Origin of the sequence: Pseudomonas helleri, from assembly GCF_001043025.1 — a bacterium.
Lineage (GTDB): Bacteria > Pseudomonadota > Gammaproteobacteria > Pseudomonadales > Pseudomonadaceae > Aquipseudomonas > Aquipseudomonas helleri.
Window position 1 is genome coordinate 324,611 of sequence record NZ_JYLD01000001.1, and the last position, 17,885, is coordinate 342,495.

Sequence of the window (17,885 nt, forward strand, 5' to 3'; positions counted from 1 at the left end):
AACCTCATCAAACTCTTCAGGCGCATATCACTGCGGGTTGGCACGGATGCTGGAAAGCAACGTTTTCAAGCTGGCAGCCTTAGGCTTGACCATCCAGAAACGACGCAGGTAATCATCGAGGTTTTCCGCGAGATTACGGCCCCACTCGCTGTTGGTTTCCTCAACGTATTCGTCCAGCACGTGTTGCAGGTGGTTGCGATAGGCTTCCATCGCTTCGCCGCTGATACGCTGGATCTCCACCAACTCGTGGTTCACCTTGTCGACAAACGTGTTGTCCTGATCCAGCACGTAGGCGAAACCGCCGGTCATGCCTGAGCCGAAGTTGTAACCGGTTTTGCCCAATACGCAGACAAAGCCGCCCGTCATGTATTCGCAGCAGTGGTCGCCTGTGCCTTCTACCACGGTGTGGGCACCGGAGTTACGCACCGCGAAACGCTCGCCTGCGGTGCCTGCGGCAAACAGCTTGCCGCCAGTGGCGCCGTACAGGCAGGTGTTGCCGACAATGGCGCTGTCCTGGGTTTTGTAGACGCTGCCCGCAGGCGGCACGATCACCAGCTTGCCGCCGGTCATGCCTTTGCCCACGTAGTCGTTGGCGTCGCCTTGCAGGTAGAGGTTCAAACCACCGGCGTTCCACACACCAAAGCTCTGACCGGCAGTGCCTTTGAAGCGGAACGTGATCGGCGCCTTGGCCATGCCCTGGTTGCCGTGAGCGCGGGCGATTTCACCCGAGATCCGTGCACCAATCGAACGGTCGCAGTTGCAGATGTCGAGGTCGAACTCGGCACCGCTCAGGTCGTTGATCGCCGAACGGGCCATGTCGAGCATTTGCTCGGCCAGCAGGCCTTGGTCGAATGGCGGGTTGCGATCAACCTGGCAGAACTGCGGCTTGTCAGCCGGGATGTGGTCGCTGCCCAACAACGGCGTGAGGTCGAGGTTGTGCTGCTTGGCGGTTTCGCCCGGCAGGATGTCCAGCAGGTCGGTACGCCCGATCAGCTCTTCAAGGCTGCGCACGCCCAGCTTGGCCAGCCACTCGCGGGTTTCTTCAGCCACGTAGGTGAAGAAGTTGACCACCATGTCGACGGTGCCGATGTAGTGGTTTTTACGCAGCGATTCGTTCTGTGTGGCCACACCGGTCGCGCAGTTGTTGAGGTGGCAAATACGCAGGTATTTGCAGCCCAGCGCGATCATTGGCGCGGTGCCGAAGCCGAAGCTTTCAGCGCCCAGGATCGCAGCCTTGATCACGTCGAGGCCGGTTTTCAGGCCGCCGTCGGTCTGCACCCGCACTTTGCCACGCAGGTCGTTGCCGCGCAGGGTCTGGTGGGTTTCCGCCAGGCCCAGTTCCCACGGCGCGCCCGCGTATTTGATCGAGGTCAGCGGCGATGCACCGGTACCGCCGTCGTAGCCGGAGATGGTGATCAGGTCGGCATACGCCTTGGCCACGCCAGCGGCGATGGTGCCTACGCCCGCTTCAGCTACCAGCTTCACCGAGACCAGCGCTTTAGGGTTGACCTGCTTGAGGTCAAAGATCAGCTGCGACAAGTCTTCAATGGAGTAGATGTCGTGGTGCGGCGGTGGCGAAATCAGGGTTACGCCGGGCACGGCATAGCGCAGCTTGGCGATCAGGCCGTTGACCTTGCCGCCTGGCAGTTGCCCGCCCTCACCCGGTTTGGCGCCTTGGGCAACCTTGATTTGCAGCACTTCAGCGTTTACCAGGTATTCCGGCGTGACGCCGAAACGGCCGGTGGCCACTTGTTTGATTTTCGAGCTTTTGATGGTGCCGTAACGCGCCGGGTCTTCGCCGCCTTCACCGGAGTTGGAGCGGGCGCCCAAGCGGTTCATGGCTTCAGCCAGGGCTTCGTGCGCTTCTGGCGACAAGGCGCCGAGCGAGATACCGGCCGAGTCGAAGCGCTTGAGGATCGAGTCCAGCGGTTCGATCTCGTCGATGGCCAATGGCGTGTCGAGGGTTTTGACCTGGAACAGGTCGCGGATCATCGACACCGGGCGTTTGTCGACCAGTGCGGTGTATTCCTTGAACTTGCTGTAGTCACCCTGTTGCACAGCCGCTTGCAGGGTGGCGACCACGTCCGGGTTGTAGGCGTGGTACTCGCCACCGTGTACGTACTTGAGCAGACCGCCTTGCTGGATGGCTTTGCGCGGGCTCCAGGCTTCAGCGGCGAGCAGTTTTTGCTCGGTTTCAAGGTCGACAAAACGCGCGCCCTTGATGCGGCTTGGCACACCACGGAAGCTCAGGTTGCAGACTTCTTCGGACAGGCCAATGGCTTCGAACAGTTGCGCACCGCGGTAGGACGCGATGGTCGAGATGCCCATCTTCGAGAGGATTTTGAGCAGGCCTTTGGTGATGCCTTTACGGTAGTTTTTGAACACTTCGTACAGGTCGCCCAGCACTTCGCCAGTACGGATCAAGTCGCCCAGCACTTCGTAGGCCAGGAACGGGTACACCGCCGAGGCGCCGAAGCCGATCAGCACGGCAAAGTGATGCGGGTCGCGAGCGGTCGCGGTTTCGACCAGGATGTTGCTGTCGCAACGCAGGCCTTTTTCGGTCAGGCGGTGGTGCACAGCGCCCACAGCCAGCGAGGCGTGGACCGGCAGCTTGCCCGGCGCGATATGACGGTCGGTCAATACGATCTGGCTATGGCCAGCGCGCGCGGCTTCTTCGGCCTGGTCGGCGATGTTGCGCACGGCAGCTTCAAGGCCAATCGACTGGTCGTAGTTGAGGTCGATGATCTGACGCTCAAAGCCCGGCAGGTCGAGGTTCATCAGCGAACGCCATTTGGCTGGCGAGATCACAGGCGAACTAAGGATGACGCGCGAGGCGTGCTCTGGCGATTCCTGGAAGATGTTGCGCTCGGCACCGAGGCAGATTTCCAGCGACATGACGATGGCTTCACGCAGCGGGTCGATCGGCGGGTTGGTAACCTGCGCGAACTGCTGGCGGAAGTAGTCGTACGGCGTGCGCACACGCTGGGACAGCACGGCCATTGGCGTGTCGTCACCCATCGAGCCCACGGCTTCGTAGCCTTGTTCGCCCAGTGGGCGCAGCACCTGATCGCGCTCTTCGAACGTGACCTGGTACATCTTCATGTATTGCTTGAGCTGATCGACGTCGTAAAACGCAGACCCGTGGTCGTTGTCTTCAATGGTGGCCTGAATGCGCAGGGCATTCTTGCGCAGCCACTGTTTGTAGGGGTGGCGCGACTTCAAGCGGTTGTCGATGGAGTCGGTGTCCAGCACCTGGCCGGTTTCGGTGTCGACCGCAAGGATTTGCCCAGGGCCAACGCGGCCTTTGGCAATCACGTCTTCAGGCTTGTAGTCCCACACGCCGATTTCGGAGGCGATGGTGATGTAGCCGTTGGTGGTCGTGACCCAGCGCGCCGGGCGCAGGCCGTTACGGTCGAGCAGGCAGACCGCGTAACGACCGTCGGTCATTACCACGCCCGCCGGGCCGTCCCACGGCTCCATGTGCATGGAGTTGTACTCATAGAACGCCCGCAGGTCGGGGTCCATGGTTTCAACGTTCTGCCATGCAGGTGGAATCAACATGCGCACGCCACGGAACAGGTCAATGCCGCCGGTGACCATCAACTCAAGCATGTTGTCCATGCTGGAGGAGTCAGAACCCACGCGGTTAACCAGCGGGCCGAGCTCGTCGAGGTCGCCGATCAGGTCATTGGCAAACTTGGTGCGACGGGCCTGCGCCCAGTTGCGGTTGCCGGTGATGGTGTTGATCTCGCCGTTGTGGGCGAGAAAGCGGAATGGCTGAGCCAGCGGCCATTTCGGCAATGTGTTGGTGGAGAAGCGCTGGTGGAACACGCAGATGGCGGTTTGCAGGCGCTCGTCACTCAGGTCTGGATAGAAGGCGGTCAAGTCCGCCGGCATCATCAGGCCTTTATAGATAATGGTCTTGTGAGAAAAGCTGCAGATGTAGTGATCGGTGTCCGCTGCGTTGGCCACCGAAGAACGGCGACGGGCGCTGAACAGCTTGATCGCCATGTCTTGATCGCTGAGGCCGTCGCCTGCGATGAACACTTGCTCGATTTGTGGCAGACGCTCCAGCGCCAGACGACCCAGCACGCTGGTATCAATCGGGACTTTGCGCCAGCCCACCAATTGCAGGCCCGCCGCGAGGATTTCGCGGTTCATGTGGGCGCGGGCCGCTTCGGCCTTGATCGGGTCCTGGTTAAAAAACACCATGCCGACCGCATATTGCTTGGGCAAATCAGTGCCGAACTGTTCTTTGGCGACTGCACGCAAGAACTGATCGGGCTTTTGAATCAGCAGGCCACAACCGTCACCGGTCTTGCCGTCTGCGTTGATCCCACCGCGGTGGGTCATGCAGGTCAGGGCCTCAATGGCGGTTTGCAATAGGGTATGACTGGGTTCGCCCTGCATATGGGCTATCAGGCCGAAACCACAGTTATCCTTGAATTCATCGGGGTGGTACAGACCTGCTTTCATAGACACTTTCTCACCAGGCTGCCCCAAAAAGGGGCAAATTTCTTTTTAATTCAACCACCTGCTTTCCGCGCTGAACGTACGCCAGCTTAGCGGTAGCAAAAGGGTGGCCATTTTACACACCGTCGCAAAGACCCACAAATTAAGCGGCGATTAACCGTAAATTTATGTCGCATTGATGAAGGTTTAAAGCGATTGCTCGTGCTAGTCAAAACATTTTTGATGTTGACCGCCGCACGGCGCAGACACCACAACGCATGCGACTCGATTAAGTCGCATGCTGGGCGAATATTTTGATGGGTAAGGGTCTGTACGAAATGTTTTCGAGCGTAGGTTAGGCAAGGCGAAAACAGGCGAGGAAGCGGAGTTTACGGGTTGTAAATGAGCATTCCGAGCCTGTTTTCAACGCCGCATAACCGAGCGCAGATACATTTCGTGCAGAGCCTAGAACGGCGACCTGGGTAAAGTCGCCGTCTCATCAGCGAGCTGCTGCCAGTTCTTGTTGGACGCTGGCGACAGTGCGAGGCCAAGGTTTACCAGCCTGCGTCTTCGCTGGCAAGTTCTTGATTGCCGCAGTAGCGGCGGCATGGCTTGGGAAATTACCGTAAGTCACGACGTACAGCGGCTTGCCGTTCAAGGATTTCTTGAAATAACGGGCTTCGCCACCCAACTCTTTGGCGACATTTTGCGCCGACGCTTCAGAGCTGGTGCCCACGATCTGCACGACGTAGTTACTGGCCGGTTGGCTGGCGTACCAGCTACCGCCCGGTGCAGCCTTGGCCACAGTCACCGGCTTCTCTGCGGGTTTGGCGGCAGGCTTGGGAGCCGGGGCCGGAGCGGGCTTGGCGGCTGGCGCAGGTGCAGGTTTGCTCGCTGCCACCGCTGGAGCCGGTGTTGGACGCGGCGCAGGCGCAGGCGCCGGGCCAGACGGTACACCCGCAGGTGGCGCGGTGGTGGTGACGGTTGGCGGGTTGGCCACACCGCCGTCGACCGCAGGCGCACCGCCGTCGTCGCCTTCAGTAATGCCACCGGCTGCTTCCGCCAGCGGGCCACGCATGACCGGTTGCGATTGCCCAACCAGCGGCAACGGCATCGGCTGGGAAGAACCGGCGAAATCAATCGACGGGTTGGCGCCATTTTTCGGCGTGGCCTGACCCAGCGGCAATTGCCCCTGTTCAGCGTTTGGCGCGGTCGGCGTTTTGCCCCGGCCAGGAATCAACACAGCTGCGGCAACCGCCACGACCACAACGGCACCAATGGCCAATACGTGCTTCTTCGGCATTTTGAACCCCATACTTGGACGCTTGACCGCTGAACGGCTGGCAATCATGGCTTCGATCATTGCATCGCGGGCGACCTGATTGATGATGCCAGGCCAGCCTCCAGAGCTCTCATGTATATCTGAGATCTGCTGAGCGCTAAAGAGTTCGATTCCGCGCCCTGCACCTTCAAGGCGCTGAGCCAGATACTCGCGGGTTTCTTCTTCGGTGTAGGGCTGCAATTCGATGACGTGGAAGCGCTCTTCATCACCGCTGAGCTGCTCAAGCCCGGCAATCATCGACGGCTCGCCGAACAGGAACACATGCGGACGGCCTTCAGGCGTACCGGCGGCCAGGCCCAGCAAGGCTTCCTGAGCTGAGTCGTCGAGCTGCTCGGCATCATCGACCAGCAAGTAGACTTCTTGACCGGTGAGGGCCAATTGCACCACTTGCTTGAGGATCGCGTCGACTTCAGGCCGGGCCACGTTCAGGGTTTGTGCCACCTGGCGCAAAATACCCGCCGCATCGCCTGCACCGCGCGCCGATACCACCACGCTCTGTACCGACTGCTTGTTGGTGCTGGCCACCAGTGCCTGGCGCAGCAAGGTCTTGCCGCTGCCTTCAGGGCCGGTCACTACCAGCAGTAACTGGCTGTAACGGGCGAGATGGTGCAATTGCCCCAGCACGGGCTTGCGCTGTGCAGGGAAAAACTTGAAACCCGGCACCCGAGGGGCGAACGGGTCATGGTTCAGCTGGAAGTGACCGAGGAACGCCTCGTCGGCATGCAAACTAGTCATCGGGATCTTATTAACCTTTAAGCTGAGCCAGCGCGCGGTAATCCGCACCCAGCGTGGCTTGTAGAACCTCTTGTGGATAATCGTCGGTCACTGTCGCTTCACCGATGCGACGCAACAGCACCAGGCGCATACGACCGTCGATCACTTTTTTATCAACTGCCATGTGCTGCATGAAATCAGCCGGACTCATTTCAGCAGGCGGCACCACCGGCAAGCCGGCGCGCTCGAACAGGCGAATCCCGCGGTCACGCTCGGCGTCAGTGATCCAGCCCAGACGTGCGGACATTTCCAGCGCCATAACGGTGCCAGTTGCCACCGCTTCGCCGTGCAACCACACGCCATAGCCCATGTGGGTTTCGATCGCGTGGCCAAATGTATGGCCCAGGTTAAGCGTAGCGCGTACACCCGACTCGCGTTCATCAGCGCCCACAACGATGGCCTTGGCCTCGCATGAACGGTAAATCGCTGCAGTCAGGGCCTGTTGATCAAGGCCGCGCAGGGCATCCATGTTGTCTTCAAGCCAGGTCAGGAACGGCTCGTCGCAGATCAGCCCGTACTTGATGACTTCTGCCAGGCCTGCCGACAACTCGCGCTCAGGCAAGGTGTTGAGGGTTTGGGTATCGATCAGCACCAGGTTGGGCTGGTAGAACGCGCCCACCATGTTTTTGCCCAGCGGGTGGTTGATGCCGGTTTTACCGCCGACCGACGAATCGACCTGGGACAGCAAGGTGGTCGGCACCTGAATGAAATCGACGCCGCGCTGGTAGCACGCCGCCGCAAAACCGGCCATGTCCCCCACTACGCCGCCGCCCAGGGCGACCACGGTGGTGCGACGGTCATGACGGGCGGTCAGCAGGCCATCAAAGATCAGTTGCAGGGTTTCCCAGTTTTTGTGCGCTTCGCCATCCGGCAGGATGATCGGCACCACAGAATACTGCGCGAGGCTGCGCGTCAGACGCTCGAGGTAGAGTGGCGCAACGGTTTCATTGGTCACAATCGCCACTTGGCGGCCAGCGATGTGCGGGGCCAGCAACTCGGGCTGATCCAACAAACCTTCGCCAATGTGAATTGGGTAACTACGCTCGCCTAGATCAACCTTCAGTGTCTGCATGAAACCCCGTGCCTTGTTTCGCAATTATCAAGTGATGGCATGCCGCTGCGCGGTCATGGTCGGCGCCGAGGATAACGCATTTCGTGGCGCACTTTAACGGGGAGGCAGCTGCCCCAGCCGCTCGAGAATATCCAGAACCACCATTCGTGGCGGCCGCTCATCGGTTTCTACCACCAGGTCGGCGATTTCTCGATAAAGCGGGTCACGCATGGCCAGCAAATCGCGCAGGGTTTTCTCGGGGTTGGCGGTGCGCAGCAAGGGCCGATTGCGATCGCGCGCGGTGCGGGCAACCTGCTGTTCAACCGATGCATGCAAATACACCACGCGCCCGCCCGCCCACAACGCCTTGCGGTTTTCGGGGCGCATCACGGCACCGCCGCCGGTCGCTAACACCACGCCATCGGCCTCGCACAGCTCGGCGATCATGGCCGACTCGCGATCACGAAAGCCTGGCTCGCCTTCTTTATCGAAGATCCACGGGATATTGGCACCGGTGCGCACTTCAATTTCCTTATCGGAATCTTTAAATGGCAGGTGCAGCTCTTTGGCCAGCAAACGTCCGATGGTGCTTTTACCAGCCCCCATGGGCCCAACAAGAATCAAATTTCGCACAGAATCAATGACTCACAGCAATCGCCTGGTTGCTCATAATACGCGGAGTAAGGAACACCAGCAGCTCGGATTTTTTTTCCAGCACAACGTCTTTACGGAAAAGTCGGCCAACATACGGCAGATCGCCTAAAAATGGCACTTTATCTACCACATTGCTTTGAGTATTTGAGAAAACACCGCCGATTACGATGGTTTCGCCATTTTTGACCAGCACCTTGGCGTTGACCTCGTTCTTTTTGATCGGCGGCACGTCATTGACCATGTTCATGTAATCCGGCTCGTCCTTGGTCACCACCACGTCCATGATGACGCTGTTGTCCGGCGTGATTTGCGGGGTCACCTCCAGCGACAGGGAGGCTTCCTTGAACGACACCGAGGTAGCGCCGCTGGCACTGGACTCTTGGTATGGAATTTCGGTGCCTTTAAGGATTTTGGCGGTCTCCTTGTCGGACGTGACCACTTTGGGTTGAGAGATGATTTCGCCATTGCCGGTTTTTTCCATGGCGCTCAATTCAAGATCCAGCAAGACGTTATTGCTGATAAAGGCGATGCCCAAGCCCGAGGTATTGCCCCTGACGCCCATGTCGACAAAGGGCGCACTCATCTCGCCCGCCCCGGCGCCCGTGCCGCCGACACTCCAGTTGCCACCCGCATTCAAGGTGCCACCCCAGCGCACCCCCAGATGGCGTTCAAAATCCACCCCGGCCTCAACAATACGCGCTTCGATCATGACCTGACGAACCGGCACGTCCAGTTGCGCCACGATGCGCCGCAGTTCGGCCAACTGCTCGTCCGATTGCAGCGCGATGATGTTATTGGTGCGCTCATCGACGGTGATTGAACCTCGCGGGCCCATGCCGTCCTGGCCGTGGGTAACGGACTGGAACAGCTTGGCGATGTCACTGGCCTTAGCGTAATTGACCTGCACCAATTCGCGTCGCAACGGCGCCAGCTCAGCCCGGTGGTTGTGCGCCTCCAATTCGTGCCGCTCACGGGCGGCGATTTCTTCAGCAGGGGCTATCAACAGCACATTGCCTTCGAGGCGCTTGCCAAGGTCTTTGCTGGCCAGCACCAGGTCCAGCGCCTGATCCCACGGCACCTCCTGCAAATTGAGGGTAATGCTGCCTTGCACCGCATCACTGACCACCAGATTGAACCGGGTAAATTCGGCCAATAACTGCAACACCGTGCGCACTTCAATGGCCTGAAAATTCAGCGAGACCTTTTCCCCGACATACACCGGGGGCGGTGCCACGACAGGGGGTTTTACTGACAACGGGGGTTGATGCTGGGCGATGGCCAGCGCTGCCTGCGAATTCAGCGCACTCCATAGCGCCAGTGCACAGACCGGGAAAATCCTTTTCATGGTGTTTATCCGTTAAGACTGCTGCTTTAAAGGGATGCTCAGGGACCTTTCCAGCCAACCGCCCTGACCATCTGAAATCACTTCAAACACTTCAACATGTGCGCGATTGATCGAGGCAACCTGCCCGTTATTGCGCCCCAGGTAGTCACCAACCCTTAAACGGTGCACCAACCCATTAGCGCGCAACAGGGCGTTGTCCCCGTGCTCATTGGAAAACGTGCCGACCATCTCGAAGTGCTCAAGGGCCAGCCCCTCCAGAAAATGCCGGGGGCGGTCGTTGTCCAGGTCTTCGGCCACCAGCAAGCTGGGCTGCCAACGCCCTGTTCCGCCGTCAAGTTGCGCCTGAAAAGGGCTGCGCAACCCCGCCGCTGCATACGCCACCACAGCAGGAGGCTCGACACGCGGTACAGCCGCCATAACGGCGACCGGGCCCGCCGGCACTGCCTTTAAAGAGGCTTGCAGTTGCGCAAGGTTGTGCGCGTGATCGCAGCCCGTCAGGCCCGCCAGACAGCAGGCACCGAGTAGCCGAAAGCCAACACTCATAGGATCTATCCTTGATCGTAGGTGCGGTAGGTCTTGGCCAGCAGCGTCATGCGCAACTGGCCGTCGTTTGTCTCATTGAGTGGGGTGAGGGTAAAGTCATGCAGGGTGACAATGCGCGGCAGGCCCGCCAACTGGCTGACGAAATGCCCCAGGTCGTGGTAGCCGCCAATCAGCACCAGCTTTAACGGCAGTTCGGCGTAGAACGGTTGCAACACCTCGGGCGACCACTGAATGTGCTCGATCTGCAAACCGCTGGTCTGGCCGAGACGAGACATGTCGTCCAGCAGGCCGGGCACTTGGGCCTGAGCAGGCAGTTGCTTTAAGACGTCGCTGAACGCCGCTTCCAGCTCATGCATCGACAGCAACTGGGCTTCCAGGCTCGCGACTTGAGCAGCCCTGGCAACAAATTCGCTGTGCAGCGCCGCTTCGGCATCACGCTGCTGGGCAAGCTGTTTAATCGGCGACCGCAGCATCAGCCCGTAGCCCATCACCAGCACTGCACTCACTAACAACAGTGCAACCAAGGCCTTGAGCTTTAGCGGACCATTACTGACACGCTCAACGCTCAGGTCTCGCAAATCAAAATGGCTCAAGCGCGCCAGCCACTGAGCAACCATCAGAACTGGGCGCCGGTATGGGCATGCCGCGTTTGGCGCACACTCATTTGGAACAAGCGCTGCGGCCCTTCGCTTGGACTGGAACCTGCCTGCACGTCGATCAGCACCGGCGCTTCAAGCCAATGCGAGGCGTCCAGATTGCGCATCAGCTCGGCAACGAGGCTGTTGGACTGCGCAACCCCGGTGATCACAAGGGTCTGGTCAGACATTTTTACGTCGGTGAAAAACACGCCCTTGGGCAAGCTGCGCGCCAACTGCTCCAAAATGATCCCGCTGTCAGACCGGTTGCCCTGTAGCGTTTCGATGGTCTGCATGCGCTCAAGCAATTGCTCGCGGCGCACTTTCAACTGGTCGATCTGCTCGGCACGACCATCCAGTTGCACCATCGAGCTTCTGATCAAGTCGTTGCGCGCCAGCTGCCGTTCAACGGCCCGGTCAATAAAGTGGTCGATCACAAACAACCCGCCTACCGCCACCGCTGACAGCGCGATCAGTACGACTACAAAACGCTTACGTCGTTTTTCTCGCAACAGGGTGCGCCACGGCAGTAAGTTGATGCTCGCCATTAATCAAACCCCCTCAAGGCCAGACCGCAGGCAGTCAACAACATCGGGGCATCGCAACGCAAGGCTTGAGGTGTAACCAAAGGGCTAATGGTCATTTGCGAAAACGGGTTGGCAACGTGCACGGGCAGCCCGAGGTGGGCCTCAAACCAGGCACTCAGGGCGCTGCCGGCGCCGATTGGCCCCGCCAACCAAAGCGATTGCACGGCAGGCGCTACAGCTGATTCGGCGTATTGCTCAAGACCACGCTTTACCTGCTCCAGCGCGCCCGGATTAAATGCGCCCTCTTCAAGCGTATCGGCGCCAAACAACAGCTCCCGGGCGTAAAGGACCTGCCCTTGGTGCACGACACTGAGCAGCGTGGTGTGGCCCGCAACGTCAATGACAGCCACGGTGACCGGCAACTGCGCCTCAGCGACCGTCGGTGTTGCGCCTTCAATCGCCCGCGCCAGCGCATGGGCCTGAACCGCGACCACCCGCGCCTTGAGCCCGGCCTGGCTCAGCACCGCCTCGTACCACGCCAAGGTGTGCTGGCGGCACGTCACCAGCAGCACGTGCAGCTGTTCGGGATTGTTCAGTGAAGGCCCCAGCACGTCGAAATCCAGGGCGGCTTCGTCCAGGGCATACGGAATGTATTGCTCGGCCTCTAGCCGCACATAAAGCTCCAGCTCGTCGTCGCTGAGCCCGGCGTCCACCTCAAGGTGTTTACAGATGACGTGCGTGTCCGGCAGCGCCACCACCGCCTCGCTCGCCGACACCGAAGCGGCACCCAGCGCCTTGAGCAGCACCTGGGCGACACTTTTCGGCTCGGCGCTGGTCTGATCGTCCATAAGCGTGGCGGGCAGCGGTTCAACCGCATAGGCCTCCAGCTGGAAGGGGCCGTTTGAACGGCTCAATTCGACAATTTTTATCGTGTGCGAGCCAATGTCGACACCCACATACCGCTGGCGGGCTTTACAAAAATATCCGGGCACTGTGATTTTCCCTAATGCATTCCGTGACTTACGGAGGGTAAAAAATGAGATCCGTTCATAACCCGTTCTGACATGCGGCCCATGACGCTGGCAGCCGAAAAATGCTTATAATGCCGGGCGTTTTTTTCCGCATCGTCGACCCGGCGCAGCATGCGCACTACCCTGACGTGCAAACCCATTTCTTAATCTGGAAATCCAAAAGCCTTGATTCGTCTGCTGAAGTTTTTCGGGTGGTCTTTCGTTGCCGTGGTCTGCGGGCTTTTGCTCGTGCTCAGCGGCGCGTTTCTCTATCTTAGTCCTGGCTTGCCGTCCGTAGAGTCGTTGAGAAGCATCCAGTTGCAGATTCCTTTGCGGGTCTACACCAGCGACGGGAAATTGATTGCAGAGTTTGGCGAAATGCGCCGTTCTCCGATCAAGTTCGCCGACATTCCGCCCAATTTCATCAATGCACTGCTCTCGGCAGAAGATGACAACTTCGCCAATCATTACGGGGTTGATCCGAGCAGCTTGATGCGTGCCGCCAGCCAGCTGGTAAAAAGCGGACACATACAATCGGGTGGCAGCACCATCACGATGCAGGTAGCGAAGAACTATTTCCTCACCAGTGAGCGGAGCTTTTCACGCAAAACCAACGAAATCCTGCTGGCCCTGGAAATCGAACGCGAGCTGACCAAGGACGAGATCCTTGAGCTGTACGTGAACAAGATTTACCTGGGTAACCGCGCTTACGGCATCGAGTCTGCTGCGCAGGTTTACTACGGCAAGTCGATCCGTGACCTGAGCCTGGCGCAGATGGCCATGATTGCCGGTCTGCCAAAAGCCCCTTCGCGCTTCAACCCGCTGGCCAACCCGGTGCGCAGTAAAGAACGCCGCGACTGGATTTTGGGCCGCATGTACAAGCTGGGCAAAATCGACCAGGCCAGTTATGAAGCCGCGATTGCCGAGCCGGTGAACGCCAGCTACCACGTGCCAACGCCAGAAGTGAACGCGCCTTACATCGCTGAAATGGCCCGCGCCGAAATGGTCGGCCGTTATGGCAGCGAGGCCTACACCGAAGGTTATCGCGTCACCACGACCGTCCCGAGCGACCTGCAAGAGCTGGCCAACAAGTCGGTTGAAGACGGCTTGATGGTCTACGACCAGCGCCACGGCTATCGCGGCCCCGAAGCACGCTTTGCCGGCAAATCCCCGTCGGCCTGGGCTCAGGAGCTGACCAAGCAGCGCACTATCAGCGGGCTTGAGCCGGCCATCGTGACCCAGGTCGACAAAGACGGCCTGCAAGTGCTGACCCGTAACGGCGAGGCTCACGTCCCGTGGGACAGCATGAAATGGGCGCGCAAGTTCATTAACACCAACAGCATGGGCCCCATGCCCAAGCAGCCTTCGGATGTGGCGCAAGTTGGCGATTTGATTCGCCTGCAACCGCAAGCCAACGGCACCTACAAGTTCAGCCAGGTCCCTGACGTGCAAGGCGCGCTGGTATCCCTTGACCCGGACAACGGCGCCATTCGTGCACTGGTGGGTGGTTTTGCCTTCGAGCAAAGCAACTATAACCGTGCCACCCAGGCCAAACGCCAACCGGGCTCCAGCTTCAAACCGTTCATTTACAGCGCCGCCCTGGATAACGGCTACACCGCAGCCACCTTGGTAAACGACGCACCGATCGTGTTTGTCGATGAGTACCTGGACAAGGTCTGGCGCCCGAAGAACGACACCAACACCTTCCTCGGCCCGATCCCGCTGCGTGAAGCGCTGTACAAGTCGCGCAACCTTGTGTCGATCCGCACCCTGCAAAGCCTGGGTGTCGACCGCACCATCGACTACATCAGCAAGTTCGGCTTCAACAAGCAGGACCTGCCGCGCAATCTGTCGCTGGCCTTGGGTACTGCTACCCTGACGCCAATGGAAATCGCTACCGGCTGGAGCACCTTTGCCAACGGCGGTTACAAAATCACGCCGTACCTGATCGACAAGATTGAAAGCCGCAACGGCGAAACCCTGTTCGTGGCCAACCCGCCAAGCGTTCCGAAAAACGCCAGCAAAGACGTGCCTGCAGAGGCCGCCGCGCTGACCATTGACACCATCAACGCCGCGCCCGGCCTGCCCACCGCAGAAACCCAGGCCGTCGCTGAGCGTATCGTGGACGGGCGCACCACTTACATCCTCACCAGCATGCTGCAGGACGTGATCAAACGCGGCACTGGCCGCCGCGCCCTGGCGCTGGGCCGTACTGATCTGGCAGGCAAAACCGGTACCACCAACGAGTCCAAAGACGCATGGTTCTCGGGCTACAACGCCGATTACGTGACCACCGTATGGACCGGTTTCGACCAACCCGTGAGCCTTGGCCGTCGCGAGTACGGCGGCACCGTGGCCCTGCCGATCTGGATGAGCTACATGGGCGGCGCGCTCAAAGGCAAGCCTGCTCACACCCAGGCCGAACCGGAAGGCATCCTCAGCCTGCGCATCGACCCGGCCAGCGGCCGCATTGCCTCACCGGGCACACCGGGCGCCTACTTCGAACTGTTTAAAAGCGAAGACACACCGCCGACCAACAGCGAACTGGGCAGCACCCCGGCACCGGGCAGCCCGCTGCCAGCAGAAGACGGGGCGCCAATAGATCTCTTCTGACGAAGAGAGCGCCAAGGGGGTTAGCTGCAAACGGCAAGTTTGAAGCCGCTTGCAGCTAACCCCCTTTTGTTTAGGGCTGCTGAACACAGTCGCCATACACTTCAGCCACACTTGGCACCTTGAACCTCAAGCTGTACAAGCGCTGGCGGGTGATGTGGAGCCGGCTCAGCTCACGCATCAACAGGTTGATCATGCGTTCTTGCTCATGCGGGTTCGCATACACCTCACTCACCACGGCCTGATAACGGCTACGCAGTTGCTGGCCAATATGCTCAAACGCCAGATCAACCGCCCTCACTTCAGTTTCTGTCACTTCGGGCTCACGAGCTTCTAGTGCGGCTTGTGAGCGCTGCAATGCAGCCCAACTGCTCGCCACATAGCTGTCTACGCCCAACGACTCCCCAAGGCCGATCCCAACCATCCCGCCGCACTCGGGCCTGTCACGCACCTTCTCAAACACCAAAAGACTCAGCGCATGCTGGGTCACGATATCGCTTGTGGGTGCCCACATCAGGTGCGCACTCTCCTGCCCGGACGCCAGCGGCATGAAGTGGCACAAGGCTCCGTGATGCTGGTACAGCTCGCCGGTCAGCGCACTGAGACCCGCCACAAACACCCCCAGCTCAGGCGGCGTATGGTTAAAGCTCTGCGCGGCGTGCCCGTGATACGTCGACAGCCGGGTGTTCATCCAGCTGCCCGGCAGGCTGGGCAACGGGTCGTGATGGTGGACCATGCGGTAATGCGTCAGCGACTGTGCCGCTCGAACAAAGGTCGCGTCGCCCGCACGGGGGGCGCCGTAGGTATAAAGCTGCACGTCACGATGGCGCAGCATCTGCCCCAGAATCAGCGCGATGGCGCCACTTACGCCGTGCCCGCACATCAACACTTTATGCCCGTCGAAGCCGTTATCCAGGCACGTACTCACGCGCTCATAGAGGCGCTTGGCAGCATGGTAAAAGCCCCGATGCACGCGGCCTGCCCCTTCTGCAAAGGGCACCGGCTCAAGATCGCCATCCTCCAAAAAGGCCGCCACCGGGCGCGGATCGCGAACGGCGATCAGCAACAGTTCAGGGTTATGGGCCATAAACAGCTGGTCGCAGGCCCCCGGCACCGGCTGAAAACGCTGTGAATACGCTACGTTCTGGTACAGCGGACGATAGCCATGACGCTCAGACGCGGCAGCCTCCAGGATGCCGCCGCCGTGCGCGGCCACCAAGGCCATTTGGTAGCGGTTCAGGGCACATTGCTGGCCTGCGCCCGACAACATGAGGCTTTGAGCACGCAATACTCCGTTGATTGCTCCGCGCCCTGTCGCGTCCAGGCCATCGTGGTGACGCTGGCCCTGTTCATCGGTCAATTGAAGACAGGTATTCAGGAGATCAGGCACTGGTGTCTGCATATCAGAAGGCGTCTTGGGCTGGAGTCAAAAAAGGAGAGCAGACGCTAACGGATAGTGCCGGGGATGGATGTAGGAAAATTCTCGAAATACACAAGAAATACTTGAGAGACAAATAATCGCTTTCAGCCCCCTTAACGCAAAAAGCCCCGACTCTTGCGAGCCGGGGCTTTTGGTTTGACGCTACGCGGGCTTAGCCGTTGAAGACGTCATCCACGCTTTTCAGCGGGTAGTGTTTCGGGTACGGCAGGGTGGCCACACCGGTCTCGATAGCGGCTTTAGCCACGGCATCGGAGATCAGGGTGATCAGGCGCTTATCCATTGGTTTCGGGATGATGTACTCACGACCGAATTCCAGTTTGATGCCGCCGTAGGCGTCGCACACTTCTTGTGGCACTGGCAGTTTGGCCAGTTCACGCAGTGCGTTGGCCGCTGCGATTTTCATTTCTTCGTTGATGCGCTTGGCGCGAACGTCCAGAGCACCACGGAAGATGAACGGGAAGCCCAGCACGTTGTTGACCTGGTTCGGGTAGTCCGAACGGCCAGTGGCCATGATCACGTCGCTACGGGTGGCGTGAGCCAGTTCCGGAGAGATCTCTGGATCCGGGTTGGAGCATGCAAACACGATCGGGTTGGCCGCCATGGACTTCAGGCCTTCAGCGCTCAGCAGGTTCGGGCCGGACAGGCCTACGAACACGTCAGCGCCTTGCAGGGCGTCGTCCAAGGTGCGTTTTTCGGTCGCGTGAGCGAACACCGCTTTGTACTGGTTCAGGTCGTCACGGCCGGAGTGGATCACGCCGGTACGGTCGATCATGTAGATGTTTTCGATCTTGGCGCCCATGCTCACCAGCAACTTCATGCAGGAGATGGCCGCTGCGCCTGCGCCCAGGCACACGATCTTGGCTTCTGGCAGGGTTTTGCCAGCGATTTCCAGGGCGTTGATCATGCCGGCCGCGGTCACGATCGCGGTGCCGTGCTGGTCATCGTGGAAAACCGGAATGTCGCACTGCTCGATCAGAGCGCGCTCAATCTCAAAGCACTCAGGTGCCTTGATGTCTTCGAGGTTGATGCCGCCGAAGGTGATGGAAATACGCTTAACGGTATCGATGAAAGCTTGTGGGCTTTCGGCGTCGACTTCGATGTCGAACACATCCACACCGGCAAAGCGCTTGAACAGCACGCCTTTGCCTTCCATAACCGGCTTGGACGCCAACGGGCCGAGGTTGCCCAAGCCCAGAATTGCGGTGCCATCAGAAATTACGGCGACCAGGTTGCCCTTGCCGGTGTACTTGTAGGCCAGCTCAGGATCGCGGGCGATTTCGCGTACTGGCTCGGCTACACCCGGGCTGTATGCCAGCGCTAGATCGCGGGCAGTCGCAGTAGGCTTGGTGAGCTCGACGCTCAGTTTCCCCGGGCGGGGCTGGGCATGATATTCGAGAGCGGCGGTTTTCAAATCAGACATATAGGCATTCCGCTTTTTTTCTGTTGGACGACGGACCGCCGAGCATACGCGTGTCGTAAAGTCCCGACAAGACTGACCAGT

12 protein-coding genes are annotated in these 17,885 nt (G+C 59.6%); 1 reads left to right on the top strand and 11 read right to left on the bottom strand.

The window, feature by feature from the left end; translation table 11 throughout:
- Positions 1-27: 27 nt before the first annotated feature.
- The 9 genes from gltB to pilM form a co-directional block, all read right to left on the bottom strand.
- The gene (gene gltB, locus TU84_RS01395) at positions 28-4,476 is read right to left on the bottom strand and encodes a glutamate synthase large subunit (RefSeq protein ID WP_048366708.1); all 4,449 of its coding nucleotides are present in this window, start codon (positions 4,474-4,476) and stop codon (positions 28-30) included.
- A 475-nt stretch (positions 4,477-4,951) separates the two neighbouring features.
- Complete coding sequence (locus TU84_RS01400) at positions 4,952-6,529, bottom strand: AAA family ATPase (RefSeq protein WP_048366709.1); 1,578 nt, start codon at positions 6,527-6,529, stop codon at positions 4,952-4,954.
- Positions 6,530-6,539: 10 nt separating this feature from the next.
- Complete coding sequence (aroB, locus tag TU84_RS01405; protein ID WP_048366710.1) at positions 6,540-7,640, bottom strand: 3-dehydroquinate synthase; 1,101 nt, start codon at positions 7,638-7,640, stop codon at positions 6,540-6,542.
- A 93-nt stretch (positions 7,641-7,733) separates the two neighbouring features.
- Positions 7,734-8,252, bottom strand: a complete 519-nt coding sequence (gene aroK, locus TU84_RS01410) for a shikimate kinase AroK (RefSeq protein ID WP_048366711.1) — start codon at positions 8,250-8,252, stop codon at positions 7,734-7,736.
- 4 nt (positions 8,253-8,256) lie between these two features.
- Positions 8,257-9,618: a type IV pilus secretin PilQ gene (locus TU84_RS01415; protein WP_048366712.1), complete on the bottom strand. Its 1,362-nt coding sequence runs from the start codon at positions 9,616-9,618 to the stop codon at positions 8,257-8,259.
- A gap of 12 nt (positions 9,619-9,630) precedes the next feature.
- The gene (locus tag TU84_RS01420; RefSeq protein ID WP_048366713.1) at positions 9,631-10,161 is read right to left on the bottom strand and encodes a pilus assembly protein PilP; all 531 of its coding nucleotides are present in this window, start codon (positions 10,159-10,161) and stop codon (positions 9,631-9,633) included.
- Positions 10,162-10,166: 5 nt separating this feature from the next.
- Positions 10,167-10,778: a type IV pilus inner membrane component PilO gene (locus TU84_RS01425; RefSeq protein ID WP_048366714.1), complete on the bottom strand. Its 612-nt coding sequence runs from the start codon at positions 10,776-10,778 to the stop codon at positions 10,167-10,169.
- Positions 10,778-11,344, bottom strand: a complete 567-nt coding sequence (locus TU84_RS01430) for a PilN domain-containing protein (protein WP_048366715.1) — start codon at positions 11,342-11,344, stop codon at positions 10,778-10,780. The genes TU84_RS01425 and TU84_RS01430 overlap by 1 nt, the downstream gene beginning before the upstream one ends.
- Positions 11,344-12,315, bottom strand: coding sequence for a type IV pilus biogenesis protein PilM (gene pilM / locus TU84_RS01435; protein ID WP_048366716.1), 972 nt, complete (start codon positions 12,313-12,315; stop codon positions 11,344-11,346). Before pilM ends, TU84_RS01430 begins: the two co-directional genes overlap by 1 nt.
- 207 nt (positions 12,316-12,522) lie before the next feature.
- Between pilM and TU84_RS01440 the strand changes: the two genes are divergently transcribed.
- Positions 12,523-14,946: a penicillin-binding protein 1A gene (locus TU84_RS01440; RefSeq protein ID WP_409348651.1), complete on the top strand. Its 2,424-nt coding sequence runs from the start codon at positions 12,523-12,525 to the stop codon at positions 14,944-14,946.
- A gap of 70 nt (positions 14,947-15,016) precedes the next feature.
- Here TU84_RS01440 and TU84_RS01445 read toward each other — a convergent pair whose 3' ends face one another.
- Positions 15,017-16,333, bottom strand: a complete 1,317-nt coding sequence (locus TU84_RS01445) for a lipase family protein (RefSeq protein WP_157403778.1) — start codon at positions 16,331-16,333, stop codon at positions 15,017-15,019.
- Between the two features lie 202 nt (positions 16,334-16,535).
- The gene (locus tag TU84_RS01450; protein ID WP_048366718.1) at positions 16,536-17,804 is read right to left on the bottom strand and encodes a malic enzyme-like NAD(P)-binding protein; all 1,269 of its coding nucleotides are present in this window, start codon (positions 17,802-17,804) and stop codon (positions 16,536-16,538) included.
- Positions 17,805-17,885 lie beyond the last annotated feature (81 nt).